The organism is Streptomyces griseicoloratus, from assembly GCF_014534645.1.
GTDB classification, from domain to species: Bacteria; Actinomycetota; Actinomycetes; order Streptomycetales; family Streptomycetaceae; genus Streptomyces; species Streptomyces griseicoloratus.
The window spans coordinates 31,450-57,887 of the sequence record NZ_JACVQF010000231.1 but is presented as its reverse complement, the minus strand read 5'-3'; the positions used below and the strand labels follow the sequence as shown (position 1 = coordinate 57,887).

General features: G+C 71.6%; 23 protein-coding genes and 1 pseudogene. 13 read left to right on the top strand and 11 right to left on the bottom strand.

Annotated elements, in window-relative coordinates; all coding sequences use genetic code 11:
- The first annotated feature begins 2 nt into the window (after positions 1-2).
- Both H0H10_RS34165 and H0H10_RS34160 read left to right on the top strand, forming a co-directional pair.
- The gene (locus tag H0H10_RS34165; RefSeq protein WP_188185072.1) at positions 3-1,022 is read left to right on the top strand and encodes an ABC transporter ATP-binding protein; all 1,020 of its coding nucleotides are present in this window, start codon (positions 3-5) and stop codon (positions 1,020-1,022) included.
- 25 nt (positions 1,023-1,047) lie between these two features.
- Positions 1,048-1,845, top strand: a complete 798-nt coding sequence (locus H0H10_RS34160; protein ID WP_188185071.1) for a maleylpyruvate isomerase family mycothiol-dependent enzyme — start codon at positions 1,048-1,050, stop codon at positions 1,843-1,845.
- A 70-nt stretch (positions 1,846-1,915) separates the two neighbouring features.
- Here H0H10_RS34160 and H0H10_RS34155 read toward each other — a convergent pair whose 3' ends face one another.
- The 6 genes from H0H10_RS34155 to H0H10_RS34130 all read right to left on the bottom strand — a co-directional run bounded on the left by H0H10_RS34155 (position 1,916) and on the right by H0H10_RS34130 (position 7,606).
- A complete protein-coding gene (locus H0H10_RS34155; protein ID WP_188185070.1) occupies positions 1,916-2,641 on the bottom strand; it encodes an LAETG motif-containing sortase-dependent surface protein in 726 nt (241 codons plus the stop codon).
- A 226-nt stretch (positions 2,642-2,867) separates the two neighbouring features.
- The gene (locus H0H10_RS34150; protein WP_188185069.1) at positions 2,868-3,275 is read right to left on the bottom strand and encodes a VOC family protein; all 408 of its coding nucleotides are present in this window, start codon (positions 3,273-3,275) and stop codon (positions 2,868-2,870) included.
- A 119-nt stretch (positions 3,276-3,394) separates the two neighbouring features.
- A complete protein-coding gene (locus tag H0H10_RS34145; RefSeq protein WP_188185068.1) occupies positions 3,395-4,759 on the bottom strand; it encodes a hypothetical protein in 1,365 nt (454 codons plus the stop codon).
- Positions 4,741-5,490 (bottom strand): ABC transporter ATP-binding protein, encoded by a 750-nt coding sequence (locus H0H10_RS34140; protein ID WP_188185067.1) that lies wholly within the window; start codon positions 5,488-5,490, stop codon positions 4,741-4,743. Before H0H10_RS34140 ends, H0H10_RS34145 begins: the two co-directional genes overlap by 19 nt.
- A gap of 224 nt (positions 5,491-5,714) precedes the next feature.
- On the bottom strand, positions 5,715-7,088 hold the full coding sequence (locus tag H0H10_RS34135; protein WP_188185066.1) for an aspartate aminotransferase family protein: 1,374 nt from the start codon (positions 7,086-7,088) through the stop codon (positions 5,715-5,717).
- Positions 7,089-7,090: 2 nt separating this feature from the next.
- Positions 7,091-7,606, bottom strand: a complete 516-nt coding sequence (locus H0H10_RS34130) for an Lrp/AsnC family transcriptional regulator (protein ID WP_188185065.1) — start codon at positions 7,604-7,606, stop codon at positions 7,091-7,093.
- Positions 7,607-7,771: 165 nt separating this feature from the next.
- Between H0H10_RS34130 and H0H10_RS34125 the strand changes: the two genes are divergently transcribed.
- Positions 7,772-9,211, top strand: a complete 1,440-nt coding sequence (locus tag H0H10_RS34125; protein WP_188185064.1) for a gamma-aminobutyraldehyde dehydrogenase — start codon at positions 7,772-7,774, stop codon at positions 9,209-9,211.
- A gap of 160 nt (positions 9,212-9,371) precedes the next feature.
- On the top strand, positions 9,372-10,562 hold the full coding sequence (locus H0H10_RS34120) for a polyamine ABC transporter substrate-binding protein (RefSeq protein WP_188185063.1): 1,191 nt from the start codon (positions 9,372-9,374) through the stop codon (positions 10,560-10,562).
- A 112-nt stretch (positions 10,563-10,674) separates the two neighbouring features.
- On the opposite strand, the gene H0H10_RS34115 is transcribed toward H0H10_RS34120, so the two are convergent.
- Together H0H10_RS34115 and H0H10_RS34110 are read right to left on the bottom strand one after the other, a co-directional pair.
- Entirely contained in the window at positions 10,675-11,430 is a 756-nt protein-coding gene (locus H0H10_RS34115; RefSeq protein WP_188185062.1) for a glycerophosphodiester phosphodiesterase, read from the bottom strand.
- A 24-nt stretch (positions 11,431-11,454) separates the two neighbouring features.
- Positions 11,455-12,655, bottom strand: a pseudogene (locus tag H0H10_RS34110) (adenosine deaminase).
- Positions 12,656-12,669: 14 nt separating this feature from the next.
- On the opposite strand from H0H10_RS34110, the gene H0H10_RS40830 reads away from it, so the two are divergent.
- Positions 12,670-13,626, top strand: a complete 957-nt coding sequence (locus H0H10_RS40830; protein ID WP_306420992.1) for a DUF4190 domain-containing protein — start codon at positions 12,670-12,672, stop codon at positions 13,624-13,626.
- A gap of 22 nt (positions 13,627-13,648) precedes the next feature.
- On the opposite strand, the gene ybiA is transcribed toward H0H10_RS40830, so the two are convergent.
- The gene (ybiA, locus tag H0H10_RS34100; RefSeq protein ID WP_188185060.1) at positions 13,649-14,239 is read right to left on the bottom strand and encodes a riboflavin biosynthesis intermediates N-glycosidase; all 591 of its coding nucleotides are present in this window, start codon (positions 14,237-14,239) and stop codon (positions 13,649-13,651) included.
- Between the two features lie 201 nt (positions 14,240-14,440).
- Here ybiA and H0H10_RS34095 point away from each other — a divergent pair, with 201 nt between their 5' ends.
- From H0H10_RS34095 to H0H10_RS34060, 8 genes are all read left to right on the top strand, one after another.
- Positions 14,441-15,976 (top strand): gamma-aminobutyraldehyde dehydrogenase, encoded by a 1,536-nt coding sequence (locus H0H10_RS34095; protein ID WP_188185059.1) that lies wholly within the window; start codon positions 14,441-14,443, stop codon positions 15,974-15,976.
- A 55-nt stretch (positions 15,977-16,031) separates the two neighbouring features.
- Positions 16,032-17,279, top strand: a complete 1,248-nt coding sequence (locus tag H0H10_RS34090; RefSeq protein ID WP_188185058.1) for a polyamine ABC transporter substrate-binding protein — start codon at positions 16,032-16,034, stop codon at positions 17,277-17,279.
- A gap of 5 nt (positions 17,280-17,284) precedes the next feature.
- A complete protein-coding gene (locus H0H10_RS34085) occupies positions 17,285-18,442 on the top strand; it encodes an ABC transporter ATP-binding protein (RefSeq protein ID WP_188185057.1) in 1,158 nt (385 codons plus the stop codon).
- A complete protein-coding gene (locus tag H0H10_RS34080; RefSeq protein WP_188185056.1) occupies positions 18,442-19,371 on the top strand; it encodes an ABC transporter permease in 930 nt (309 codons plus the stop codon). The genes H0H10_RS34085 and H0H10_RS34080 overlap by 1 nt, the downstream gene beginning before the upstream one ends.
- Positions 19,372-20,172: an ABC transporter permease gene (locus H0H10_RS34075; RefSeq protein ID WP_188185055.1), complete on the top strand. Its 801-nt coding sequence runs from the start codon at positions 19,372-19,374 to the stop codon at positions 20,170-20,172.
- Between the two features lie 36 nt (positions 20,173-20,208).
- Positions 20,209-21,636, top strand: coding sequence for an NAD(P)/FAD-dependent oxidoreductase (locus H0H10_RS34070; protein ID WP_188185054.1), 1,428 nt, complete (start codon positions 20,209-20,211; stop codon positions 21,634-21,636).
- A gap of 129 nt (positions 21,637-21,765) precedes the next feature.
- Entirely contained in the window at positions 21,766-22,221 is a 456-nt protein-coding gene (locus tag H0H10_RS34065; protein WP_188185053.1) for a hypothetical protein, read from the top strand.
- An 87-nt stretch (positions 22,222-22,308) separates the two neighbouring features.
- On the top strand, positions 22,309-24,117 hold the full coding sequence (locus H0H10_RS34060; protein WP_188185052.1) for a chitinase: 1,809 nt from the start codon (positions 22,309-22,311) through the stop codon (positions 24,115-24,117).
- Here the strand turns inward: H0H10_RS34060 and H0H10_RS34055 are convergent.
- Together H0H10_RS34055 and gabT are read right to left on the bottom strand one after the other, a co-directional pair.
- Complete coding sequence (locus tag H0H10_RS34055) at positions 24,056-24,694, bottom strand: phosphatase PAP2 family protein (protein ID WP_188185051.1); 639 nt, start codon at positions 24,692-24,694, stop codon at positions 24,056-24,058. The genes H0H10_RS34060 and H0H10_RS34055 overlap by 62 nt on opposite strands.
- 392 nt (positions 24,695-25,086) lie before the next feature.
- Entirely contained in the window at positions 25,087-26,421 is a 1,335-nt protein-coding gene (gene gabT / locus H0H10_RS34050) for a 4-aminobutyrate--2-oxoglutarate transaminase (RefSeq protein WP_188185050.1), read from the bottom strand.
- Positions 26,422-26,438: the final 17 nt, after the last annotated feature.

Here is a 26,438-nt window from a genome sequence, read left to right as displayed (position 1 = left end):
GGATGCTGCTGAGCCTCGAAGGGGCGACCGTACGCTTCGGCGGACGGGCCGTGCTCGACGCCGTCGACCTCGGTGTCGCCGAGCACGAGGTCGTGTGCGTGCTCGGACCCAGCGGCAGCGGCAAGTCGACCCTGCTGCGGGCCGTCGCCGGGCTCCAGCCCCTGGACGCCGGACGGGTGACGCTCGACGGGCGGGACCAGGCCGGGGTGCCCGCGCACAAGCGCGAGGTGGGGCTGATGTTCCAGGACCACCAGCTCTTCCCGCAGCGGGACGTGGCCGGGAACATCGCCTTCGGGCCGCGGATGCGGGGCGCGTCCCGGGCCGAACAGCGGCAGCGGGTGGGGGAGTTGCTGGAGCTGGTCGGGCTGCCCGGAGCCGCCCGCCGGTCCGTCGCCGCGCTGTCCGGGGGTGAGCAGCAGCGGGTGGCGCTGGCCCGCGCCCTCGCGCCCCGGCCCCGGCTGCTGATGCTGGACGAGCCGCTCGGCCAGCTCGACCGCTCGCTGCGGGAACGGCTGGTGGTGGAACTGCGGGAGCTGTTCGGCCGGTTGGGCACCACCGTGCTCGCCGTGACGCACGACCAGGGCGAGGCGTTCGCGCTGGCCGACCGGGTCGTGGTGATGCGGGACGGGCGGATCGCCCAGTCGGGGACGCCGCTGCAGGTGTGGCAGCGGCCCGCCGACGCGTTCGTGGCCCGCTTCCTCGGCTTCGACAACGTGATCGACGCGACCGTCACCGGACAGGCCGCGGACACCCCCTGGGGCAAGGTCCCGGTCCCCGAGGACGCCCCGCAGGGCCCCCGTACCCTGCTCGTCCGGCCCGCCGGAGTACGGCTGGTTCCCGCCGACGCCGGCCTGCGCTGCACGGTCACCGCCCGCACCTTCCGGGGCACCCATGTCGCCGTGCACCTGCAGCCCGAGGGCGCGCCGCGTCTGGAGGCGGCGTGTGCGCTGCGGGCGGCGCCGGAGGCCGGGGACACGGTCGGGGTGGAGTTCGACGTGGCGGAAATCGTCGTGCTCGGCTGATCGGCCCGCTCGTAGGATGCGGCCCATGACCTCACTCGCACACGACCGCTACTGCGACGAGATCGCCCACCAGGTCCGGGAGTTCAGGGCCGTGGTCACCTCCGGCGCGGACCTCAACGCCACGGTGCCGACCTGCCCGGATTGGTCCCTGGAGGACCTGGTGCGGCACATGGGGCGCGCCCTGCGCTGGGTGGACCTGCTGGTGCGCACCCGGGCCCAGGAGAACGTCCCCGGCGAGCAGGCACCGGGACACGCCGGACCCGAGGCCCGGGGCGACGCGGCCGCGCTGGACGCGTGGCTGGCGGAGTCGGGCGCGGCGGTCGTGGACGCGCTGCGGGAGGCCGGGCCGGACACGAAGGTGTGGGCATGGGCCGGGAAGCACGACGCGGGCTTCTGGGCCCGCCGGATGACGCACGAGATCACCGTGCACCGCGCCGACGCCGCGCTCGCCGCCGGGCTGCCCTACCGGGTCGCGGCCGACGTGGCGGCCGACGCGATCGAGGAGTGGCTGGAGATCGTACGGTTCGTGCAGCAGGTGATGCCGGACGGGCCGGCCAGGGAACTGCGCCGCCCCGGCCACAGCATCCATCTGCACGCCACCGACACCGCCCCCGGCCTCGACGGCGAGTGGCTGATCGAACTCCCCGAGGAGGGCGTGACCTGGCGCCGCGGCCACGAGAAGGCGACGGTCGCGCTGCGGGGGCCGCTCACCTCCGTCCTGCTGGCCTTCTACCGCCGGCTGCCGCTGGACGCCCCGGAGCTGGAGGTGCTCGGCGAGCGGGAACTGCTGGACTTCTGGCTGGAGCGGGCGACGTTCGGGTGAGGCCCCGCTGACGTGGCGGTGGCCCGCCCCCGGCCGGGGACGGGCCACCGCTGTCACGGCTGTGCGGGCGTCAGCGGCTGCCGTTCGCCCCGCGACGGCGCAGGCCGAGGAAGACCGCCGCGCCACCGACGACGACCAGGGCCGCCGCGATGCCGACGATCAGACCGGTGTTGGAGTTCGCACCGGTCTCGGCGAGGTTGGACTCGCCGGCCGCGGCCGACGGGGCGTTGCCGGCCCCGCCCGCCGGGGCGGTGCTCTCGCTCGCCGAGCCTGCCGGCGCCGACGGCGTCGACGGGGACGGCACCGGCGTTCCGGTCTCCCCGGACGGCGCCGAGGAGGTCTCCGACGGCGTCGGCGTGGGCGTCGGGCTCGCCGTGTCCTGCGTCCCGCAGGCGGTCGCCGGGGTGACGAGGTTCGGCTTGATGTCCTCGTCGACGTAGTCCGCGGCCTTCACGTGGATGCGGTACTCGGCGTTCGGCTGCCAGTCCTCGGCGAAGGTGATGGTGGTGCCTTCGCGCGAGCCCTTGACCACCTGCTCGCCGACCTTCTTGGCGTCGGCGCCGTTGTTCTGCAGGTAGACGGTGACGGTGGCGGGGATGCCGGCGGGGTCCACGTCGGTGACGGTGATGACGCCCTTGTCGCCCTCGCACTTCGCGGCGGCGGAGAACTCGCTGATGTCGCAGGCGAGGGCGTTGCCGGCGGCGCCGACTGCCAGCGCGAGCGAGGCGGAGGCGACGCCGAGGGCACGTACGCCGCGGCGTGATGCCGTGCGGCTGATTATGGACAGGACTGCCACGTTGGTCCTTTACGGGAAGCGCATATGCGGGGGGTTGACGGGGTGCTGGTGAGGCACCAGCACGCCCAGGAGTCTCACTGGTCTATAAGCGGTGCATGAGCAGTGTCAACGCGCGGGCGTTCCAAGGGCGTTGGCTTTGCCCTCTCATTAACCGCAGAGACGTTTCAACGCCCCCGAAGCATCCCGGATGCGCCCCCGGGGCCTCCCCGGGCCGCCGCGGAACGCCTCAGCCCTGGACGACCGCCGGGTCCATCCACGCCACCTCCCAGGTGTGGCCGTCGAGGTCGTCGAAGGCGCGGCCGTACATGAAGCCGTGGTCCTGGGTCTCGCCGCTGGGCGAACCGCCCGCCGCGATCGCCTTGTCGACCAGCTCGTCGACCTTCTCGCGGCTCTCGGCACTCAGCGCGATCAGCACCTCGCTGGCCTTGGTCGAGTCCACGATCTCCTTCTTGGTGAACTCGGCGTACTTCTCCCGGGTGAGGAGCATCGCGATGATGGTGTCGCTGATGACGACCGAGGCGGCGGTCTCGTCGCTGAACTGGGGGTTGATCTCGTAACCGAGCTCGGTGAAGAACTTCTTCGAGGCGTCGAGGTCGTTCGTGGCCAGGTTCACGAAGATCATCTGCTGGTACATGGGGCCTCTTCCGTCGCTGTGGTCGCGTTCGCAGGGTTAGACGTGGGAGCGGCCCGGAACTCATCGCCGTTCCGAAAAGATTTTCTGCGCGTTCTCGCCGGGGGGCGTCGGGCCGGCGATCAGCGGGTCAGCGGGACCGTCACCAGTTCGGCGACGACCAGGGTGAGCGGGCCGAACAGGGCCAGCAGCGCGCCGGCGCGCAGGACGGCCGCGCCGCGCAGCGTCGCCGGGGGCGCCCCGAGCCGCAGCAGCGCGTCCGTCGTGCCGGCCCGGGCGTGCTTGGCCTCGACGGCCGCGGTGAGCAGCGTGGCCACCGCGCAGCCGGCCACGAGGAGGACGCCGAGGGTGCGCAGCGGCCCGAACGACGCTCCGTCCGTGTCGTACAGGGCCGACGCCGCGTACGCCGTCGAGGCCACGGCGCAGACGACGCCCAGGGGACGGCCGATGCGGCTCGCCTCCTCCATCAGGACCCGGCCGGCCAGCAGACGCAGGGCGCCGGGCCGGACCGCCTGCAGGAGCCGCCCGCACAGGTGGGTGAGGCCCGGGCCTGCCAGCGCCAGGCCGACGGTGGCCAGCGCCCAGCCGACGAGGACGCCGGAGGCGGGCTCCTGGGCGCCGGTGGCGGCACGGCCGGCGTAGGTCTCCACGGCGAGCCCCACGGCCAGTACGGCGACGCCCCAGGGCAGGGAGCCGATGCCCCGGGCGCGGGTGGGCGGGAGGTCGGTGAGGGCGTCCGGTGCCTGCGGGTCGCCCTCCGGCACCGCCGGGGGACGGGTCTCGCCGGCCGGCACCGGCTCGGCGGCGTCGCCGTCCGGGGACGCGGACGCTTCGGTGGCCCGGGCGTTCGCGGGCCGCGTCCGGTTCAGGCGTGCGCCGAAGCGGCCGTAGGCTCCGAACGTCTCCCGGGCCGCGCCCGGCCCGTACGCCCCGAAGCGGCCGTAGCCGCGTGCGGCCCGGTCCCTCGCGGGCCGGGCCTCCTTCGGGCGCAGCATCAGGGCCACCGCCGCGGACGCGGTCACCGGCACCAGCGTCAGCAGGGTCAGGGCGGCCGGGAGGGGGAGGGGCCGGCCGGCGGCGAGGGCGTCCGCGGCGGCGCCGTCGAAGGGCATGCCCGTCGGGTCGCCGCGCAGATGGAGGAAGTAGAGCAGGGCCGCCATCGAGCCGAGCGCGCCGGACAGGGCCGTGGTCGCCGCGGAGACGGCCAGCAGCCGCCAGGGCCCGAGCCCGATCGCCGACAGTCCGGAGCGGGGCCGGGTGCCCGGGTCGGTGCGCGCCACGGCGACGGCCAGGTACACCGTGGCCGCGACGGGGGCCGCGCACCAGAGCAGGCGCAGGGCGGATGCGCCGGGCGCGTCCGGGTGGCTGACGGCGTGGCCGAGCGCGCACAGCAGCAGGAAGCCCGTGCCCGCCGACGCCGCCGCGACCAGCAGACGGCGCAGGTGGACGGCGAGGTGGGCGCCGCGGGTCAGACGGAGAGCGAGCACGCCGCCCGGCCTTCCGTCGTGGCGGTCCCGGAGACCGGGGGGAGGTGTACGGTCTTCACCCGCCGCCCGTCGAGCAGGGCCACCGTGCGGTCCGCGAGGGCCTCGGTGTCGGGGTCGTGCGTGGCGAGGACGACCGTGATGCCGTGCGAGCGGGCCGCCGTGGTGAGCGTGCGCAGCACATGGGCGCGGTCGCTGCGGTGCAGGGGGGCCGTCGGCTCGTCGGCGAACAGGACCGAGGGGGCGGCGGCGAGCGCCCGGGCGATGCAGACGCGCTGCCGTTCGGCCTGCTGGAGCTGGTGCGGGCGCCGGCGGGCCCGGGTGCCGACGTCGAGGCGTTCCAGCCACTCCAGGGCCGCGGTCTTGGCCTGGCGCCGGCCGGTGCCGCGCAGCATCAGCGGCAGCGCGGTGTTCTCCCAGACGTTCAGCTCGGGGACGAGCACCGGGGCGGGGTCGATCCAGCCGAAGCGCTCGCGCCGCAGCCGCTCCCGGGTGAGCGTACCCATGGTGTGCATCGGCACGCTGTTGAACCAGACCTCGCCGCTCTGCACCGGGACCAGGCCGGACAGGCACCGCAGCAGGGTCGTCTTGCCGCTGCCGCGCGGGCCGCTCACGGCGAGGATCTCGCCCTCGCGGACCTCGAGCGAGACACCGCTCAGCGCGGGCGTTCCGTCCCGGTGCTTGAAGTGCAGGGCACGTGCCCAGAGCACGTCGTTGTCCGGCGGGGCGACCATGGCGTACACCTCGGTTCAGATCAGAATGCCGTGCGCGGTTCGTGAAATCCCCCGTGTGGGGGAACGAAGGCAGGGCCGATCGGTCACTCGGCACGCTAGGCAGTCCGCCCCGGGAGGCCGGACAGCACGCGGCCCCGGGCCGCCGTTTCTCACTCGAAAGGACGACACCGGGGCCGTGGCCGGTCATCCCTGAAGATGATCGGCAAAGCTGACCCGGAGCGGGATCAGAGCTTGGTCCATGCCTCCGTCAGGGTCGCGCGCAGGATCTGCTCGATCTCGTCGAAGGTCTCCTGGTTGGAGATCAGCGGCGGGGCGAGCTGGATGACCGGGTCGCCACGGTCGTCGGCGCGGCAGTACAGGCCGTTCTCGAAGAGCTTCTTGGAGAGGAAGCCGTACAGGACGCGCTCGGTCTCCTCCTCGTTGAAGGACTCCTTGGTGGCCTTGTCCTTGACGAGCTCGATGCCGTAGAAGAAGCCGTTGCCGCGGACGTCGCCGACGATCGGCAGGTCGTGCAGCTTCTCCAGGGTGGCGCGGAAGGCGCCCTCGTTGTCGAGCACGTGCTGGTTCAGGCCCTCGCGCTCGAACAGGTCGAGGTTGGCGATGCCGACCGCGGCGGAGACCGGGTGGCCGCCGAAGGTGTAGCCGTGCAGGAAGGTGTTGTCGCCCTTGTAGAACGGCTCGGCCAGGCGGTCGGAGACGATGCAGGCGCCGATCGGGGAGTAGCCCGAGGTCATGCCCTTGGCGCAGGTGATCATGTCCGGGACGTAGCCGAACTTGTCACAGGCGAACGTCGTGCCCAGGCGGCCGAAGGCGCAGATGACCTCGTCCGAGACGAGCAGCACGTCGTACTGGTCGCAGATCTCGCGCACCCGCTGGAAGTAGCCGGGCGGGGGCGGGAAGCAGCCGCCGGCGTTCTGCACGGGCTCCAGGAACACGGCCGCGACCGTCTCCGGGCCCTCGAACAGGATCTGCTGCTCGATCTGGTCGGCGGCCCAGCGGCCGAACGCCTCGGGGTCGTCGCCGTGGATCGGGGCGCGGTAGATGTTGGTGTTCGGGACCTTGTGCGCGCCCGGCACCAGCGGCTCGAAGGGGGCCTTCAGACCCGGCAGGCCGGTGATGGACAGGGCGCCCTGCGGGGTGCCGTGGTAGGCGACCGCACGCGAGATGACCTTGTACTTGGTCGGCTTGCCGGTCAGCTTGAAGTACTGCTTGGCGAGCTTCCAGGCGGTCTCGACCGCCTCGCCGCCGCCGGTGGTGAAGAAGACCTTGTTGAGGTCGCCGGGGGCCTCGTTCGCGAGGCGCTCGGCCAGCTCGACGGCCTTCGGGTGGGCGTAGGACCACACCGGGAAGAAGGCGAGCTCCTGCGCCTGCTTCGAGGCGGTCTCGGCCAGCTCCGTGCGGCCGTGTCCGGCCTGGACCACGAACAGACCGGCGAGGCCGTCGAGGTAGCGCTTGCCCTTGTCGTCGTAGATGTGGGTGCCCTCACCGCGGACGATGGTGGGGACGGGGGCGTTCTCGTACGACGACATGCGGGTGAAGTGCATCCACAAGTGGTCGTACGCGGTCCTGCTGAGGTCCTTGGGGCTGTCGGTGCTCACGATTATCGGGTTCCCCACATATAGGTCTGCTTCTTGAGCTTGAGGTAGACGAAGCTCTCGGTGGAGCGCACTCCGGGGACGGCCCGGATGCGTTTGTTGATGACGTCCAGGAGGTGGTCGTCGTCCTCGCAGACGACCTCCACCATCAGGTCGAAGGAGCCTGCGGTCATCACCACGTACTCGCATTCGGACATGGCCGTCAGCGCGTCGGCGACGGACTCCACGTCGCCCTCGACGTTGACACCGACCATCGCCTGGCGGCGGAAGCCCACGGTGAGCGGGTCCGTGACGGCGACGATCTGCATCACGCCCTGGTCGAGCAGCTTCTGGACGCGCTGGCGCACGGCCGCCTCCGACAGGCCCACGGCCTTGCCGATGGCGGCGTACGGCCGGCGGCCGTCCTCCTGGAGCTGTTCGATGATGGCGAGGGAGACGGCGTCCAACTGGGGACCGCCGTTCCTGGACTCGCGGGAGTCCCTCTGGTCTGCGCTTCGACTGGCCACAGCTCCACTGTGCACGACGTATCGATAGTTTTGCAAGGCGGGAGCGATGAATTTCGTTGTCTGTGACGCTCAAGGCTTCGGATTTCGCAATCCAGGGGCGACCAGGGGTGTTGAAAACGTCGGCTCTCCGTCTAGGGTGGGTGTCTCAGTGATTGGACACCCGAACTTGGAGGGCCGGCAGTGAGCACCGAGCTGCGTCGTCTGCGCAACTACATCGACGGTGAGTTCCGGGACGCCGCCGACGGACGGACCACCGAAGTGGTCAACCCCGCCACGGGCGAGGCGTACGCGACCGCTCCCCTGTCCGGGCAGGCGGACGTGGACGCCGTCATGGCGGCCGCCGCGGCGGCCTTCCCGGTCTGGCGCGACACCACCCCGGCCGAGCGGCAGAAGGCCCTCCTGAAGATCGCGGACGCGTTCGAGGAGCGGGCCGAGGAACTGATCGCGGCCGAGGTGGAGAACACGGGCAAGCCGATCGGGCTGACCCGCACCGAGGAGATCCCGCCGATGGTCGACCAGATCCGCTTCTTCGCGGGCGCGGCGCGGATGCTGGAGGGGCGGAGCGCCGGTGAGTACATGGAGGGCCTGACCTCCATGATCCGCCGCGAGCCGATCGGCGTCTGCGCGCAGGTCGCGCCGTGGAACTACCCGATGATGATGGCCGTGTGGAAGTTCGCCCCCGCGCTCGCGGCGGGCAACACGGTCGTCCTGAAGCCCTCGGACACCACCCCCGCCTCCACGGTCCTGATCGCCGAGATCATCGGCTCGGTCCTGCCCAAGGGCGTCTTCAACGTCATCTGCGGCGACCGTGAGACCGGCCGCCTGATGGTCGAGCACCCCACCCCGGCGATGGCCTCCATCACCGGTTCCGTGCGGGCCGGCATGTCGGTCGCCGAGTCGGCGTCGAAGGACCTCAAGCGGGTCCACCTGGAGCTGGGCGGCAAGGCCCCGGTCGTGGTCTTCGAGGACACCGACATCCCCAAGGCCGTCGAGGGCATCTCGGAGGCGGGCTACTTCAACGCCGGCCAGGACTGCACCGCCGCCACCCGCGTGCTGGTCCACGAGTCGATCCACGACGAGTTCGTCAGCGCCCTCGCCAAGGCCGCGTCCGAGATCAAGACCGGCCAGCCGGACGACGAGGACGTGCTGTACGGCCCGCTCAACAACCCCAACCAGCTCAAGCAGGTCGCCGGGTTCATCGAGCGGCTGCCCGCCCACGCCAAGGTGGAGGCCGGCGGCCACCAGGTCGGCGACAAGGGCTACTTCTACGCCCCGACCGTCGTCTCGGGCCTGAAGCAGGACGACGAGATCATCCAGAGGGAGGTCTTCGGCCCGGTCATCACCGTCCAGTCCTTCCGCGACGAGGAGCAGGCGGTCGAGTGGGCCAACGGCGTCGAGTACGCGCTGGCCTCCTCGGTGTGGACCAAGGACCACGGCCGCGCCATGCGGATGTCCAAGAAGCTCGACTTCGGCTGCGTGTGGATCAACACCCACATCCCGCTGGTCGCCGAGATGCCGCACGGCGGCTTCAAGAAGTCCGGCTACGGCAAGGACCTGTCGGCCTACGGCTTCGACGACTACACGCGGATCAAGCACGTCATGACGTCCCTGGACGTCTGACGAGCCGGTGCCCCGCGGCCCCGGACGGGAACTCCCGTCCGGGGCCGCGCGCCGTCGTCCGGCGGGCCTCCGGTGTGATCGACAACGTGTCGCGTCCCGGCCGGTGCGCTCGACGCGGCGTCAATTGTCCGGCCGGGCGCGGGGGCTGCATGCTGCCCGCATGCCGCTCACACCCAGGACGCCCCCGCTCTCCCGTCGGACCCTGCTGCGCACGCTCGGCGCCGGAGCGGCACTCGGCGGTCTCGCCGGCTGCGGGGTCCCCGCCGCGTACGTGCCGCCCGCCAAGCGCGCCGCCGCCGACCTGTCGGCCACCGACAAGCGTCTGACCTGGGCGAACTGGCCGCTGTACATCGACACCGACGACGAGCACCCCGGCCGGCGGCCCACGCTGGAGGACTTCGAGAAGCGGACCGGCGTCTCCGTCGCCTATGTCGAGGAGATCAACGACAACGACGAGTTCTTCGGCAAGATCAGCCCGGCCCTGATGAACCACCAGCCCACGGACCGCGACCTGATCGTCATCAGCGACTGGATGTGCGGGCGGTTCGTCCGGCTCGGCTGGGTGCAGGAGATGGACCGCTCCCGCCAGCCCAACGTCACCAAGTACCTCGACCCGCTGCTGCGTTCGCCCGCCTTCGACCCGGGGCGGAGGTTCACCGTGCCGTGGCAGTCGGGCATCACCGGCATCGCGTACAACCGGCGCCGGCTGGGCCGGGAGATCCGGCACGTCTCGGACCTGTGGGCCAGTGATCTCAGGGGCCGGGTGACCCTGCTCTCCGGGCTGGACGAGGCGTTCGCGCTGCTCATGCTGGGCGACGGAGTGGACATCACCGCGTGGACGGCGGACGACTTCCACCGGGTGTGCGACCGGGTGGAGGAGCAGGTGGGCAAGGGGCAGATCCGCCGCTTCACCGGCAACGACTACATCAAGGACCTCTCCAGTGGGGACGTCCTGGCGTGCCAGGCGTACTCCGGTGACGTCATCCAGCTCCAGGCCGACGACCCGGACATCGAGTTCGTCGTCCCCGAGGAGGGTGCCGAGTTGTGGGCGGAGTCGCTGATGATCCCGAACCTGGCCCGCCACAAGGCCAACGCCGAGAAGCTGATCGACCACTACTACGAGCCCGAGGTCGCCGCGGAACTGGCCGCCTGGGTGAACTACGTCTGCCCGGTCCCGGCCGCGCAGGACGTGCTCGCCTCCGCCAAGGACGAGGAGACCGCCGCCCTGGCCGAGGACCCGCTGGTCTTCCCGGACGCGGCGATGCGCCGGCGGCTCGCCATCGCACGGGACATCGGGGCGGGGGAGCGGGCGGAGTTCGCGAAGCGGTGGAACGCCATCGTGGGGCTGTAGCGGACTGACCGGCTTGATCGATTCATCGGGTGATGAAGAGGCCGGGGGTGCGGTCACCCTTCTGCGGCGGGGGGAGCGCGCAGGGGCGGGAACGGGCCCGCCCCTGCGCGCGTCAGCGGACCTGCGCCTTCGTCGCCTCGTTGCCGCGCCCCGGGGCACCCGCCCCGTGCCGGGCCGCCCCGCGCAGGGCGCACAGCGTGTCGATGCGGTTCGTCGTGATCGAGTCGACGCCCGCGGCCAGCAGACGGCGCATCGTGCGCCGGGTGTCGGGCGTCCAGACGGACAGCAGGTGGCCGTCGCGGTGGACACGGTCGGCCAGGGCCCGGTCCACCAGCCCGAACCGGTAGTTCAGCCAGCGCGGCCGGACCGCCGCCAGCAGCGCGGGCCGGGGCGGCGCCAGCGTCGTCCAGGTCAGCGCGATCTCGGCGGCCGGGTCGGCGGCACGCACGGAGAGCATGGCCGGGGCGCCCGCGCAGTAGAACACCCGGTCCTGCGCCCCGCACTCGCGCACGACGTCCACGACCCGGCGGGCGGCCCGCACGTCCGGTGTGCCGGGCAGGTCCAGCATCACCCGGCTTCCGTCCGTCGCGGCCAGCGCCTCGGCCAGCGTCGGCACCCGGCCCGCCGTCAGCCCGCGCACCTCCTCGGCGGACAGCGACAGCAGCGGCCGGTCCTGCTCCCACAGCCGCTTCAGCGTCGCGTCGTGGAGCAGCACGGGCACCCCGTCCCGGGTCAGCCGTACGTCGATCTCGACGGCGTCCGCGCCGCGGCGCAGTGCGGAGCGCAGCGAGTCGATCGTGTTCTCACGGAAGAGGTAGGGGTCGCCGCGGTGGGCCACGGCCGTCACATGGTTCGTGGGGAGAGTCATGGTGGTGGTCGTTCCGCCGGCGCGTCAGGAGGCGAGCCAGGTCGCGGTGTACCTGTCGATCTCGTCCCGTATCGCCGCCTTGCCGGGCTCGTCCAGGAAGGACGCCTCGACCGCGTTCTTCGCCAGGTCGGCGAGTCCCCGCTCGTCGAGGCCGAGGAGCCGGGCGGCGACGGCGTACTCGTTGTTGAGGTCGGTGCCGAACATCGGCGGGTCGTCGGAGTTGATGGTCACCAGGACCCCGGCGCGCGTGAACTCCTTGATCGGGTGCTCGTCGAGCGTGCGGACCGCGCGCGTGGCGATGTTGGAGGTCGGGCACACCTCCAGCGGGATCCGCCGCTCGGCCAGGTGCGCCAGCAGCTTCGGGTCCTGCGCGGAGCTGGTGCCGTGGCCGATGCGCTCGGCGCGCAGGTGGGTCAGCGCGTCCCACACCGTCTGCGGACCCGTGGTCTCGCCGGCGTGCGGCACCGAGTGCAGGCCCGCGGCGATCGCGCGGTCGAAGTACGGCTTGAACTGCGGCCGCGCCACGCCGATCTCGGGCCCGCCGAGCCCGAAGGAGACCAGGCCCTCGGGCCGCAGCCGGTCGTCGGTGGCCAGCCGTGCCGTCTCCTCCGCGGACTCCAGGCCGGCCTCGCCGGGGATGTCGAAGCACCACCGCAGTACGGTCCCGAAGTCGGCCTCGGCCGCCTTCCGGGCGTCCTCGATCGCGTCCATGAACGCACGCTCGTCGATGCCGCGCCGGGTGGAGGAGTACGGGGTGATGGTCAGCTCGGCGTAGCGCACCTGCTGCCGGGCCATGTCCCGGGCCACCTCGTACGTCAGCAGCCGCACGTCCTCCGGGGTGCGGATGAGCTCGACGACGGACAGGTACACCTCGACGAAGTGGGCGAAGTCCGTGAACGTGAAGTAGTCGACCAGGGCCTCGGGGTCGGTGGGGACCCTGGAGTCCGGGTGGCGGGCGGCCAGTTCCGACACGATGCGCGGGGAGGCGGAGCCGACGTGGTGGACGTGCAGTTCGGCCTTGGGCAGTCCGGCGATGAAGGCGTTCAGGTCGCGCGGGACGTCGGGCTCGACGAGGTGCTCGGTCAAGGGTTCCTCCCCGGAACGGCGTCCCGGGCCGTGACGGCCGGGCGGGACGCGGTGATCGGCTGATCGGTGACTCGGGATCATCGTAGGCCGGGCCGCGGCCGGAGGGGGACGGGCCGTAGCATGACGGGACGTTCGACAGAGGGGACCCCAGGCATGTCCGACGACGCGCAGTCGCCGCCCGCCGATGCGCACACGCCGGAAGCACCGGGGAACGACGCCGGGGCCCGGCCGGTCTCACCAGGCACCGCCGCCGAGGACGCGGCCTCCCGGGTGGACCTCGGCAAGCCGGGCCCGGCGGACCGGCTCGCAGGCCCGCCCGCGAGCGACGCCGCGTCCGAGCCCGCAGGCCCCGGGAGCACATTGGCGTCGGGCGGGCCGGCTCCCTGGTCCGCCCCGTCCGTCCACGACCAGCAGACGGTCACCGCGATGCCGGCCATGGGCGGCACGGAGCCCTCGGCGCCGGCACCGGTGCCCACTGCGCCGTCGCGGCCGTGGACGAGCCCCGCACCGCAGGCCGACGCGATGCCGGCCGCCGGCCCGTTCGCCCCGCCGGCCGGCCCGTCCCCGGCGAGCGGTCCGGCCAACCCCTTCGCCGCGCCGGGCCCGACGGCCTCCGCGGGTGCTCCCGAGAACCCCTTCGCCGCGCCGGGCGCCGACGCCTCCGCAGCCGGCCCCGCCGGCCCGTTCGCGCCGCCCGCCGCAGCCGCTCCCCACGCCCGGGACCAGGCGGCCGTCCCGCCGCCGCCCATCGCCCCGGACGGCCCCGGCCAGGTCCCCTACGGCTACCCCGGCGGCTACGGCCACCCGGGCCAGGCCGGCTACGGGGGCCCGCAGGGCTACTACGGCTGGCCCGGCATGGGGCCGATGCCGAGCAACGGGCCGGGCACGGCCGGACTCGTGCTCGGCATCCTCGCGGCCGTCGTCTTCTGCCTGTGGCCGCTCGCGATCATCCTGGGCATTCTGGGTGTGGTCTTCGGCGCGGTCGGCCGCGGCAAGGCCCGCCGGGGCGAGGCCACCAACCCGGGCCAGGCGCTGGCCGGCATCATCTGCGGAGCCGCCGGCATCGTCCTCGGCGTCGGCTTCGGCGTGCTGGTGATCGTCACCGGGTAGGCCACGCGGGCGGACGGGCCCCTCAGCGCGCGGTCCGCAGCCGTCTGCGCGCCTCCATCAGCGCGAACCCCAGCAGGTTCGGCCCGCGCCACCGCTCCGGGTCCACCGCCCGCTCGTCGTCGGCGGCCAGCCCGATGCCCCACACCCGGTCCACCGGGCTCGCCTCCACCAGCACCCGCTCGCCCGTGCCCAGCAGAAAACCGCGCAGGGCGGGGTCCGAGGCGAACTTGTGGACGCTGCCCTCGACCACGATCCGGAACCGCTCCCGCTCCCACACCGCTTCGTCGAAGCCCCGCACGAGCCGCCCCGCCTTCTTGGCCTGGGCGGGATGCTCCGCGGTCAGCACCCGCCGCTCCGCCTCCGGGTCGTCGAAGAGCCGCGCCTTGGCCGCCATCATCCAGTGCTCGGCGGTCGCGTACTCCACCCCGTCCACCGTGAACGGCGAAGGCCACCACTGGCTCAGGCAGCTCGCCCCGATCCGGCCGTCCGGCCGCGGCCGGTGCCCCCAGAAGCAGAGGTACTTGATCCTCGGCCCGTCCCCCGCCCGGACCCGCCTGAGCAGGGCCTCCCTGCTGTCGATGATCTCCACCGCCGCCCCCGTGATCTCCTCCATGCACGCGAGTCTGGCACGCGCCACTGACACTCCGTCCGCCCTTTTCCGTGGTGACTCGACACCTGGTCGACAGATTCCGTCGCGTAACCAAAAGGCAACAACGGAATCACTTGTTGGGGGTCGACTGCTCTGTCAGGATCGGCACTCACATCGAGCCCGAGCCACGCCGGCCCCCTTCGCCGGGGCACCGAGGAGAGCGACATGTACCACCCTGCCCATGCCAGCCCGGACCGATTCCCGGCCCAGGACCGCTTCGCGGACGGGGCTCAGTACATCGCCGGCCGTCTGACCAAGGGCACGTCCGGACGCACGCACACCGTCGTCGACCCGGCGACCGCGGAAGCGGTCCTCACCTACGAACTGGCCGGCACCGCCGACGTCGACGCGGCCGTCGCCGCCGCCCGGGAGGCCTTCCCCGGCTGGGCCGGCGCCACCCCCGGCGAGCGGTCCGACGCCCTGCACCGGTTCGCCGCCGTACTCGCCGACCGCGCCGAGGACTTCGCCCGCGCCGAGTCCCTGCAGTGCGGCAAACCGCTGAAGCTGACCCGCGAGTTCGACGTGCCGGGCACGGTCGACAACACGGCCTTCTTCGCCGGTGCCGCCCGGCATCTGCAGGGGCAGTCGGCCGGCGAGTACTCCGGCGACCACACGTCGTACGTCCGCCGCGAGCCGATCGGCGTCGTCGGTTCCATCGCGCCCTGGAACTACCCCCTCCAGATGGCCGCGTGGAAGATCCTCCCGGCGATCGCCGCGGGCAACACCATCGTCCTCAAGCCCGCCGAGATCACCCCCCTCACCTCCCTGATGTTCGCGCAGGCCGCCACCGAGGCCGGCATCCCCGACGGCGTGATCAACATCGTCACCGGCACCGGACGGGAGGCCGGCGAGCACCTCGTCGGACACCCCGACGTCGCCATGACCTCCTTCACCGGCTCCACCGCCGTCGGCAAGCGCGTCGCCGAGGTCGCCACCGCCACCGTCAAGCGCCTCCACCTGGAACTCGGCGGCAAGGCGCCCTTCGTCGTCTTCGACGACGCCGACCTGGACGCCGCCGTCAACGGCGCGGTGGCGGGCGCGCTCATCAACACCGGCCAGGACTGCACCGCCGCCACGCGCGCGTACGTGCAGCGGCCCCTGTACGAGGCGTTCGTCGAGAGGACCGCCGCCCTCATGGACACCGTCCGCGTCGGCGACCCCTTCGCGCCGGACACCGACCTCGGCCCGCTGGTCAGCCACGTCCAGCGGGACCGCGTCGCCGGCTTCGTCGACCGGGCACGCTCCTACGCGCGCGTGGTGACCGGCGGTGAGGCCCCGCAGGGCGACCTGAAGAACGGCGCGTACTACCGGCCCACGCTCATCGCCGACGCCGCCCAGGACAGCGAGGTCGTCCAGTCCGAGATCTTCGGACCCGTCCTGGTCGTCCTGCCCTTCGACGGTGACGACGAGGGCATCCGGCTGGCCAACGACACGCCGTACGGGCTCGCCGCCTCCGCCTGGAGCCGGGACGTCTACCGCGCGAACCGCGCCACCCGCGAGATCAAGGCGGGCTGCGTGTGGGTCAACGACCACATCCCGATCATCAGCGAGATGCCGCACGGCGGTTACAAGGCGTCCGGCTTCGGCAAGGACATGTCCGCGTACTCGTTCGAGGAGTACACGCAGGTCAAGCACGTCATGTTCGACAACACCGCGGTGGTGCGCAAGAACTGGCACCGCACGGTCTTCGGGGACCGATAGTCATCACCACAGGCCGCCGACCACGGCCGACCCACCCGAAAGGGCAACCACGCGCATGGAGCAGTACGAGCCCGACCGCCTGTCCCCGGCCCAAGTGGCCGCCATGCGGCGCAGCTTCAGGAACGGCAGGGCCGCCCTCACCCGGCGCTCGCTGCTGCGCGCCTCCGCCGGGGGCGCGCTCGCGGTCGGCGGACTCGGGGCGCTGAGCGCCTGCGGCATCCCCGCGGCGGGCAAGACCGAGGGCGGCACGTCCGCCGAGGACCACTCGGCGAAGGAGAAGGAGGTCAACTTCTCCAACTGGACCGAGTACATGGACGTCGACGACAGCGGCAAGCGGCATCCGACGCTGGAGGCGTTCACCAAGCGGACCGGGATCAAGGTCAAGTACACCGAGGACATCAACGACAACAACGAGTTCTTCGGCAAGATCCAGCCGCAGCTCGCCGCCGGCCAGGACACCGGCCGCGACATCGTCGTGCTCACCGACTGGCTGGCCGCCCGCCTGATCCGTCTGGGCTGGGTCCAGAAGCTGGACCCGTCCAACCTGCCGCACGCCTTCGCCAACCTGTCGCAGCAGTTCCGCAGCCCCGACTGGGACCCCGGCCGCGCCTACTCGTACCCCTGGCAGGGCATCTCGACCGTCATCGCCTACAACAAGAAGGCCCTGGACGGCATCGAGGTGACGTCGGTCTCCGACCTGCTCGACAACCCGAAGCTCAAGGGGCGTGTCGGCTTCCTCACCGAGATGCGCGACAGCATCGGCATGACGCTGCTCGACATGGGCAAGGACCCGGGCCGCTTCTCCGACGACGACTACGACGCGGCGATCGCCCGGCTGCAGAAGGCCGTCGACAGCGGCCAGATACGCCGCTTCACCGGGAACGACTACACCTCCGACCTCACCAAGGGCGACTTCGCGGCCTGTCTGGCCTGGGCCGGTGACGTGGTCCAGCTCAAGGCGGACAGCCCGGACGTCGACTTCCTCATCCCGGACAGCGGCTACATCACGTCGAGCGACAGCATGCTGATCCCCAACAAGGCCCGGCACAAGGAGAACGCCGAGCGGCTCATCGACTACTACTACGAGCCCGGCCCGGCCGCCGAACTCGCCGCCTACATCAACTACGTCTGTCCCGTCGAGGGCGTACGGGCGGAGCTTGCGAAGATCGACGAGGACGCGGCGAACAACCCGCTGATCATTCCCGACAAGGCCATGCAGGCCCAGTCCCATGCCTTCCGCTCCCTGAGCTCGAAGGAAGAGACGGCCTACGAAGAGAAGTTCGCGAAGCTCACTGGGGCGTGACGACGATGAAGACGACAGACGCGACGGACCGCGGCGGCGACGTCCGCCTCTCCGGCATCAGCAAGACCTACGGCTCCTTCACCGCCGTGCACCCGCTCGACCTCACCGTGCCCCAGGGTTCCTTCTTCGCCCTGCTCGGCGCCTCCGGCTGCGGCAAGACCACGACCCTGCGCATGATCGCCGGGCTGGAGGAGCCCAGCACGGGCACGGTCCACCTCGGCGACCAGGACGTCACGGCGCTCCCGCCGTACAAACGGCCGGTGAACACCGTCTTCCAGTCCTACGCCCTCTTCCCGCACCTGGACATCTTCGAGAACGTCGCCTTCGGCCTGCGCCGGCGCGGCATCAAGAGCGTGAAGAAGCAGGTCGAGGAGATGCTCGACCTCGTCCAGCTCGGCGAGCAGGCCCGCAAGAAGCCGCACCAGCTCTCCGGCGGCCAGCAACAGCGCGTCGCGGTCGCCCGCGCGCTGATCAACCACCCCAAGGTGCTGCTCCTGGACGAACCGCTCGGCGCGCTGGACCTGAAGCTGCGCCGCCAGATGCAGCTGGAGCTCAAGCGCATCCAGACGGAGGTCGGCATCACCTTCGTGCACGTCACGCACGACCAGGAGGAGGCCATGACGATGGCCGACACGGTCGCCGTGATGAACGGGGGCCGCGTCGAACAACTGGGCGCGCCCGCCGACCTGTACGAGAACCCGCGGACCACCTTCGTCGCCAACTTCCTGGGCACCTCCAACCTCATCGAGGCCGAGGTCGACTCCACGAGCGGCGACGACATCGTGGTGAAGGCGGCCGGCGACAAGCTGGTCCTGCCGGCCGAGCGGTGTTCCGCCGCGACGACGACCGGCGGCAAGGTGCTGGTCGGCGTGCGCCCGGAGAAGATCGGCCTGACGCACGCGGACGAGGCCGGGACCGTCCCCGAGGGACGCAACCGCATCACCGGCAAGATCGCCAACACGAGCTTCATCGGCGTCTCCACGCAGTACGTCGTCGACTGCGCGGCCTGCCCCGGGTTCGAGGTCTACGTCCAGAACATCGACCGCGACCCCCGGCTGGTGCCCGGCGCCGACGTCGTCCTGCACTGGAACCCGGCGCACACCTTCGGCCTGGACGCGGCCCAGGACATCGACGCGGGCGTGGCCGAGGAGGAGGCGGCCTGATGTCGACGCTCACCGAGGCGCCACCGCCCCTCGCCCCGGCCGCACCGGAGAAGAAGCCCCCGCGCAGACGCGGCCGCCTGACGCCGTACTGGCTGTTGCTGCCCGGCATCCTGTGGCTGGTCGTCTTCTTCGCGCTGCCGATGATCTACCAGGCCTCCACGTCCGTGCAGACGGGCTCCCTGGAGGAGGGCTACAAGGTCACCTGGCACTTCGCGACCTACTGGGACGCCCTGTCCGAGTACTGGCCGCAGTTCCTGCGCTCGGTCGCCTACGCCGCCTCCGCCACCGTCCTGTGCCTGCTGCTCGGCTACCCGCTGGCCTACCTGATCGCGTTCCGGGCCGGCCGCTGGCGCAACCTGATCATGATCCTGGTGATCGCGCCGTTCTTCACCAGCTTCCTGATCCGCACCCTGGCCTGGAAGACGATCCTCGCGGACGGCGGCCCGGTCGTCGGCGCCCTCAACACGCTGCACGTCCTGGACGTCACCAGTTGGCTCGGCTGGACCGCCGGCGACCGGGTGCTGGCCACCCCGCTGGCCGTGGTCTGCGGTCTGACGTACAACTTCCTCCCCTTCATGATCCTGCCGCTGTACACCTCCCTGGAGCGCATCGACGGACGGCTCCACGAGGCGGCGGGGGACCTGTACGCGAGGCCCTTCACGACCTTCCGCAAGGTGACCTTCCCGCTGTCGATGCCCGGCGTGGTCTCCGGCACGCTGCTCACCTTCATCCCGGCCACCGGCGACTACGTCAACGCCTCCCTGCTGGGCTCGGCCGACACCGGCATGATCGGCAACGTGATCCAGTCCCAGTTCCTGCGCGTGCTGGACTATCCGACGGCCGCGGCGCTCTCCTTCATCCTCATGGCCGCGATCCTCGCCATGGTCACGGTCTACATCCGCAAGTCCGGCACGGAGGATCTGGTTTAAATGACCTTCGTCAACTGGCTCAAGCGCAATCTGGTCGTGATCGCCGGACTGCTGACGCTCGCTTATCTGCTGCTGCCGAACGTCATCGTCACGGTGTTCTCGTTCAACAAACCCAACGGGCGTTTCAACTACGAATGGCAGCAGTTCTCGACGGACGCCTGGAAGGACCCGTGCGGTGTCGCCGACATGTGCGGCTCGCTCTCGCTCAGCCTCCAGATCGCCTTCTGGGCGACGCTGGGCGCCACGGCCCTCGGCACGGCGATCGCCTTCGCGCTGGTGCGCTACCGCTTCCGCGCCCGCGGCGCCGTCAACTCGCTGATCTTCCTGCCGATGGCGATGCCCGAGGTGGTCATGGCCGCCTCGCTGCTCACCCTGTTCCTCAACATGGGCGCCGAGCTGGGCTTCTGGACGGTCCTCATCGCCCACATCATGTTCTGCCTCAGCTTCGTCGTGACCGCCGTCAAGGCGCGCGTGATGTCGATGGACCCGAGGCTGGAGCAGGCGGCACAGGACCTGTACGCCGGTCCCTTCCAGACGTTCGTCCGGGTCACGCTGCCCATCGCGGCCCCCGGGATCGCCGCCGGGGCGCTGCTCGCCTTCGCGCTCTCCTTCGACGATTTCATCATCACCAATTTCAACGCGGGCTCGACCGTCACCTTCCCGATGTTCGTCTGGGGTTCGGCCCAGCGCGGAACGCCCGTTCAGATCAACGTCATCGGTACGGCCATGTTCGTCGTCGCCGTACTGTTCGTCCTGGCCTCCATGGTCATCGGCAACCGCCGAAATCGCCGCAAGGCGTAATGGCACTGCGTATCGCATTCGTAGGGAGTTGAAATCATGGCCCCGAGAGCCATGAGCCGCAGCAACGACTGGACGAAATCCCTCTCCGAGGCCCAGCCGGTCCCGTACTGGCTGGACGACCCCGCACGGCCCCGCCCCGAGCCCGCCCTCACCGGCGCGGAGACCTGCGACCTGCTGGTCGTGGGCGGCGGCTACAGCGGGCTGTGGACCGCGCTGATCGCCAAGGAGCGCGACCCGCAGCGGGACGTGGTGCTCGTGGAGGGCCGCGAGGTGGGCTGGGCCGCCTCCGGCCGCAACGGCGGGTTCTGCGCCGCCTCCCTCACCCACGGCCTGTCCAACGGGCTCACCCGCTGGCCGGAGGAGATCCACAAGCTGGAGGAACTGGGCGTCCGCAACCTCGACGCGATCGAGGCGGCGGTCGCCCGCCACTCCCTCGACTGCGACTTCGAACGCACCGGCGAGATCGACGTCGCCACCGAGCCCTACCAGGCCCGGGAACTGAAGGACTGGTACGAGGAGATCCGCCGCCGGGGCCTCGCCGACGGCATCGAGTACCTGGACGCGGAGGCGGTGCGGGAGCAGGTCGACTCCCCGACCTTCCGGGCGGGTCTGCACGACCGCAGGGGCGTGGCCATGGTGAACCCGGCCAGGCTCGCCTGGGGCCTCAAGCGCGTCTGTCTCGGCCTGGGAGTCCGCCTCTACGAGCACACCCCCGCGCTGACCCTGCGGCCGTACGGCGCCGGCATGGCCGTACGCACCCCCTACGGCGGGATCCGCGCCCGCACGGTCGCGCTCGGCACGAACATCTTCCCGAACCTGGTCCGGCGCGTCCGCTCCTACACCGTCCCGGTGTACGACTACGCCCTGATGACCGAACCGCTCACCGCCGGGCAACTGGCCTCCATCGGCTGGAAGAACCGCCAGGGACTCGGCGACTCGGCCAACCAGTTCCACTACTTCCGGCTCTCCGCCGACAACCGCATCCTGTGGGGCGGCTACGACGCCATCTACCCCTACGGCGGCCGGGTCCGCGCCGAGTACGACGACCGCCCGGAGACCTACGCCAAGCTCGCGCGGCACTTCTTCACCTGCTTCCCCCAGCTGGAGGGCGTCCGCTTCACGCACGCGTGGGGTGGCGCGATCGACACCTGCTCCCGCTTCTCGGCGTTCTTCGGCACCGCCCACCGGGGCCGCGTCGCCTACGCCGCCGGGTACACCGGCCTGGGCGTGGGCGCGACCCGGTTCGGCGCCGAGGTGATGCTGGACCTGCTGGCAGGGGAGCGCACCGAGCGCACCGAACTGGAGATGGTCCGCAAGAAGCCGCTGCCGTTCCCGCCCGAGCCCTTCGCCTGGACCGGCATCGCCCTCACCAAGTGGTCGCTGGCCCGCGCGGACGAGCACGACGGCCGGCGCAACCTGTGGCTGCGGGCGATGGACAGGCTGGGCCTCGGCTTCGACAGCTGACCCCCGCGACGACGCGGTGTGACCCGAGTCACCTCAACGGGGCGCCGCGACCCGCGTAATGACGGCCGGGAGACCTCCCTCTCCCTCGTGACGCAGCCCGCGTCCACGAGCGACAAGGGAGGTCTCCTCATGTCCGGGAAGACGGCGGTCGAGTGGCTGGCATCGGTCGCACCGGATCCGGGTCCCTGTCTGCGGGAGTGGGAGCGCAACCCCCTGGGGTTCACCCTGCTGCCCGCCGGCAAGGCGTGGGACGTGCTCATCGTGCCGCACGCGCTCGGCCGCCCCACCCTCGACGTCCTGTCCCGCGTCCTGGACCGGCCCGGGCCGGTGCTCGCCGACTTCGGCGAGGCGTGCACGGGTTTCTTCGTGCCGCCGGGCACCGCGGCCCGCTGGGTGGGCACCGGGGTCCGCGCGGCCGGGCCCGGCACCTGGATCGTGGTGCCGCACCCCGGGCGGCCGCCGTCCGGCGCGGTCCGCTGGCTGGTCCCGCCGGACGGGTCCGGCACCCTCACCGATCCGGCGCTGCTCGAACTGGCGATGCACGAGGCGGCGGCGGGGCGCGCGGCGGGGGAGGACGGGCCGTGAGCCGCGCGAGGGCTTGACAACCGAATTGGTCTGGACCAAGTTGGGCGCGCTCCACCCTCCCCATCTCCCCCATGTCCGGAGGCACTTGTGGAACGCTCCAGACCGCTCGTCCGTCGCCCTCTGCTCGCGCTGCTCACCGCCACGGCCCTCGCCGTACCCGGAATGACCGCGCTCTCGTCGGCCGCCCGTGCGGCCGACGCGGACCTCGTCAGGAACGGCGGCTTCGAGTCCGGCCTCGACGGCTGGACCTGCATGGCGGGTACGACCGTGACCTCACCCGTCCGCAGCGGCACCGCGGCCCTGAAGGCGACGCCGGCCGGCGCCGACAACGCCCGCTGCGCGCAGACGGTGACGGTGCGACCGGACTCCCAGTACACGCTGTCCGGCCACGTCCGCGGCACCTACGTGTACCTCGGTGCGAGCGGCACCGGCACCACCGACGTCTCCACCTGGGCCCAGTCCGCCCCCGACTGGCAGCAGCTCACCACCACCTTCCGCACCGGCCCGAACACCACCAAGGTGACGGTCTACACCCACGGCTGGTACGGCACCGGCGCCTACCACGCCGACGACATCTCGCTGACCGGCCCGGGCGGGGAGACGGGACAGCCGCCGGCGGCCCCCGAGGGGCTGAGGACCGGCACCGTCACCTCCTCCAGCGTCGCCCTGTCCTGGTCACCGGTGCCGGGCGCGACCGGCTACGCCGTCTACCGCGACGGCACCAGGATCCGGACGGTCACCGGCACCTCCACCACCGTCACCGGCCTGACCCCGTCGACGGCGTACGCCTTCCAGGTCACGGCGGTCAACGACGCCGGGGAGTCCGCGCGGTCGGCCACCGTCACGGCCACCACCGCCGAGGGCCCGGGCGGCGACCCCGGCCTGCCGGCCCACGCCCTGGTCGGCTACCTCCACGCGAGCTTCGCCAACGGCTCCGGCTACACCCGCATGGCCGACGTCCCCGACAGCTGGGACGTCATCGACCTGGCCTTCGGCGAGCCGACCTCGGTCACCTCCGGCGACATCCGGTTCGAGCGCTGTCCCGTCTCGGAGTGCCCGAACGTGGAGAGCGACGCCGAGTTCAAGGCGGCGATCAAGGCCAAGCAGGCGGCCGGCAAGAAGGTGCTGATCTCCATCGGCGGCCAGAACGGCCAGGTGCAGCTCACCACGGCCGCGGCCCGGGACACCTTCGTCTCCTCCGTCTCGAAGATCATCGACGAGTACGGCCTCGACGGCCTGGACATCGACTTCGAGGGCCACTCGCTCTCCCTGAACGCCGACGACACGGACTTCAAGAACCCGAAGACCCCGGTGATCGTCAACCTGATCTCGGCCCTGAAGACCCTCAAGGCCAAGTACGGCGACGACTTCGTGCTGACGATGGCCCCGGAGACCTTCTTCGTCCAGCTCGGCTACCAGTACTACGGCACGGGCAAGTGGGGCGGCCAGGACCCGCGCGCCGGGGCCTACCTGCCGGTCATCCACGCCCTGCGCGACGACCTGACCCTGCTCCACGTCCAGGACTACAACTCCGGCCCGATCATGGGCCTGGACAACCAGTACCACTCCATGGGCGGCGCCGACTTCCACATCGCCATGACCGACATGCTGCTCACCGGCTTCCCGGTCGCGGGCGACGCGAACAACGTCTTCCCGCCGCTGCGCCCGGACCAGGTGGCGATCGGCATGCCGGCCTCCACCAACGCGGGCAACGGCCACGTCTCCCCGGCCGAGGTCACCAAGACCCTCAACTGCCTGACCAAGAAGACCGACTGCGGTTCGTACGCCACGCACGGCACCTGGCCCGCGCTGCGCGGCCTGATGACCTGGTCGATCAACTGGGACCGGTACGGCGGCTGGGAGTTCCAGCGGAACTTCGACGCGTACTTCGGCTGACCACCAGCGAGAGGCAGACCAGCAGCACCGCCCCCAGGCACCAGCTGGCCACCACGTCCAGCGGCCAGTGGTAGCCCCGGCGCACCAGGCCGAAGGAGACACCGAGCACGAGGGCGGCGCAGAGCAGGACCAGCGCACGCCGGAGGACCGCCGAGCCCAGCAGCGGAAGGAGGAGCAGCGTCGCCGCGCCGTACGCCACGACCGCGGTGGCGGTGTGGCCGGAGGGGTAGTAGCCGACCGCCGGAGGCACGGCCGGGGTGCCGGGGCGGTCGGTCCACTCCTTCAGGGGCGCGACCAGCGCCGGCACCAGAAGCATCGCCACGGCCGCGGCGACGGGCGGCAGCCACCAGCGGTCCGTACCTGTGGCACGGCCGTGCCGTGCGGCGCAGGCCAGCGCGACCGCGAGGACGGGCACGGCGACCTGGACGTTGCCGAGGTCGGCGAGCAGTTCGGAGGCCCCGTCGGGATGGACGAGCGCCCTGCTCAGCCGCTCGTCCGCGCCCACCAGCGGGCCGTCGGCGACGACCTGCCAGGTGATCAGTGCGAAGAGGAGGACGGGAAGCCCGAGCAGCAGCATGCCGCACAGCTTGGCAGGAACACCGAAGGGCCGGCGCAAGGGGGGGAGTGCGCCGGCCCTTCGGTGAACCGCCGTCCCGGATGCCGAGCCGACCGTCCTGACCGGAACGTCGCGCGCCCCGGGGGGTTTGGGGCGAGCGACCGTCCGATCGGTGAGGAGATCCGGAACCCACGGGCTCCGGTTGTGTGCGCGAGGCACGACCAGGTCGAAGCTGGGGAGGCCCCGGCCTGAGGCCGCTCACAGTCCCCTGTGAGCGGGGTGTTTCTCTCATCTGCGTAGAACCTACGGCAGGGGGTGGGCGGACGACAGGGGCATCGGCCTCCTGTCATCCACCCCGCACACCTTCTTCACATGCTCTGACGCTCACTCCGCCAGGCGTGCGCACACCTCGCTCAGATGCGCGAGAAAGCCTGCTCGATGATGTCGAGGCCCTCGTTCAGCAGGTCCTCGCCGATGACGAGCGGCGGCAGGAAGCGCAGCACGTTGCCGTAGGTGCCACAGGTCAGGACCAGCAGGCCCTCGGCGTGGCAGGCCTTGGCCAGCGCGGCGGTCGCCTCGGGGTTCGGCTCCTTGGTGGCGCGGTCCTTGACCAGCTCGATGGCGATCATGGCGCCGCGGCCCCGGACGTCGCCGATGATGTCGAACTTCTCGGCCATGGCGGCCAGCCGGGCCTTCATGACGGCCTCGATGTTCTTCGCCTTGGCGTTGAGGTCGAGCTCCTTCATGGTCTCGATGGCGCCGAGCGCGCCCGCGCAGGCCACCGGGTTGCCGCCGTAGGTGCCGCCGAGGCCGCCGGCGTGCGCGGCGTCCATGATCTCGGCGCGGCCGGTGACGGCGGCGAGCGGCAGACCGCCCGCGATGCCCTTGGCGGTGGTGATCAGGTCCGGGACGATGCCCTCGTCCTCGCAGGCGAACCACTGGCCGGTGCGGCAGAAGCCGGACTGGATCTCGTCGGCGACGAAGACGATGCCGTTGTCGGAGGCGAACTGGCGGATCGCCGGCAGGAAGCCCTTGGCCGGCTCGATGAAGCCGCCTTCGCCGAGCACCGGCTCGATGATGATCGCGGCCACGTTGTCGGCGCCGACCTGCTTGGTGATCTGGTCGATGGCCTGGGCGGCGGCCTCCGGGCCGGCGTTCTCCGCACCGGTCGGCCAGCGGTAGCCGTAGGCGACCGGGACGCGGTAGACCTCGGGCGCGAAGGGACCGAAGCCGTGCTTGTACGGCATGTTCTTCGCGGTCAGGGCCATGGTGAGGTTGGTCCGGCCGTGGTAGCCGTGGTCGAAGACGACGACGGCCTGGCGCTTGGTGTAGGCGCGGGCGATCTTGACGGCGTTCTCGACGGCCTCGGCACCGCTGTTGAACAGCGCCGACTTCTTGGCGTGGTCGCCCGGGGTCAGCTCGGCCAGCGCCTCGGCGACGGCGACGTAGCCCTCGTACGGCGTCACCATGAAACAGGTGTGGGTGAAGTCGGCGAGCTGCGCGGACGCCTTGCGTACGACCGCCTCGGCGGAGGCGCCGACGGAGGTCACCGCGATGCCGGAGCCGAAGTCGATGATGCGGTTGCCGTCGACGTCCTCGATGATGCCGCCGCCGGCGCGCGTGACGAAGACCGGCAGCGTGGAGCCCACGCCCTGCGCGACCGCGGCGGTCCGGCGGGCCTGCAGCTCCTGCGACTTCGGGCCGGGGATGGCGGTGACGACGCGGCGCTCCTGCGGAAGTGCGGTCATGGGGGACTCCTGGGGGT

What these genes read in the sequence shown, in the direction of transcription:
- H0H10_RS34165 (WP_188185072.1), top strand. Translation starts at nt 3, where the DNA reads ATGCTGCTGAGCCTCGAAGGGGCGACCGTACGCTTCGGCGGACGGGCC.
- H0H10_RS34160 (WP_188185071.1), top strand. Translation starts at nt 1,048, where the DNA reads ATGACCTCACTCGCACACGACCGCTACTGCGACGAGATCGCCCACCAG.
- H0H10_RS34150 (WP_188185069.1), bottom strand. Translation starts at nt 3,275, where the DNA reads ATGTACCAGCAGATGATCTTCGTGAACCTGGCCACGAACGACCTCGAC.
- H0H10_RS34140 (WP_188185067.1), bottom strand. Translation starts at nt 5,490, where the DNA reads ATGGTCGCCCCGCCGGACAACGACGTGCTCTGGGCACGTGCCCTGCAC.
- H0H10_RS34120 (WP_188185063.1), top strand. Translation starts at nt 9,372, where the DNA reads ATGCCGCTCACACCCAGGACGCCCCCGCTCTCCCGTCGGACCCTGCTG.
- H0H10_RS34115 (WP_188185062.1), bottom strand. Translation starts at nt 11,430, where the DNA reads ATGACTCTCCCCACGAACCATGTGACGGCCGTGGCCCACCGCGGCGAC.
- H0H10_RS40830 (WP_306420992.1), top strand. Translation starts at nt 12,670, where the DNA reads ATGTCCGACGACGCGCAGTCGCCGCCCGCCGATGCGCACACGCCGGAA.
- ybiA (WP_188185060.1), bottom strand. Translation starts at nt 14,239, where the DNA reads ATGGAGGAGATCACGGGGGCGGCGGTGGAGATCATCGACAGCAGGGAG.
- H0H10_RS34095 (WP_188185059.1), top strand. Translation starts at nt 14,441, where the DNA reads ATGTACCACCCTGCCCATGCCAGCCCGGACCGATTCCCGGCCCAGGAC.
- H0H10_RS34090 (WP_188185058.1), top strand. Translation starts at nt 16,032, where the DNA reads ATGGAGCAGTACGAGCCCGACCGCCTGTCCCCGGCCCAAGTGGCCGCC.
- H0H10_RS34085 (WP_188185057.1), top strand. Translation starts at nt 17,285, where the DNA reads ATGAAGACGACAGACGCGACGGACCGCGGCGGCGACGTCCGCCTCTCC.
- H0H10_RS34080 (WP_188185056.1), top strand. Translation starts at nt 18,442, where the DNA reads ATGTCGACGCTCACCGAGGCGCCACCGCCCCTCGCCCCGGCCGCACCG.
- H0H10_RS34075 (WP_188185055.1), top strand. Translation starts at nt 19,372, where the DNA reads ATGACCTTCGTCAACTGGCTCAAGCGCAATCTGGTCGTGATCGCCGGA.
- H0H10_RS34070 (WP_188185054.1), top strand. Translation starts at nt 20,209, where the DNA reads ATGGCCCCGAGAGCCATGAGCCGCAGCAACGACTGGACGAAATCCCTC.
- H0H10_RS34065 (WP_188185053.1), top strand. Translation starts at nt 21,766, where the DNA reads ATGTCCGGGAAGACGGCGGTCGAGTGGCTGGCATCGGTCGCACCGGAT.
- H0H10_RS34055 (WP_188185051.1), bottom strand. Translation starts at nt 24,694, where the DNA reads ATGCTGCTGCTCGGGCTTCCCGTCCTCCTCTTCGCACTGATCACCTGG.
- gabT (WP_188185050.1), bottom strand. Translation starts at nt 26,421, where the DNA reads ATGACCGCACTTCCGCAGGAGCGCCGCGTCGTCACCGCCATCCCCGGC.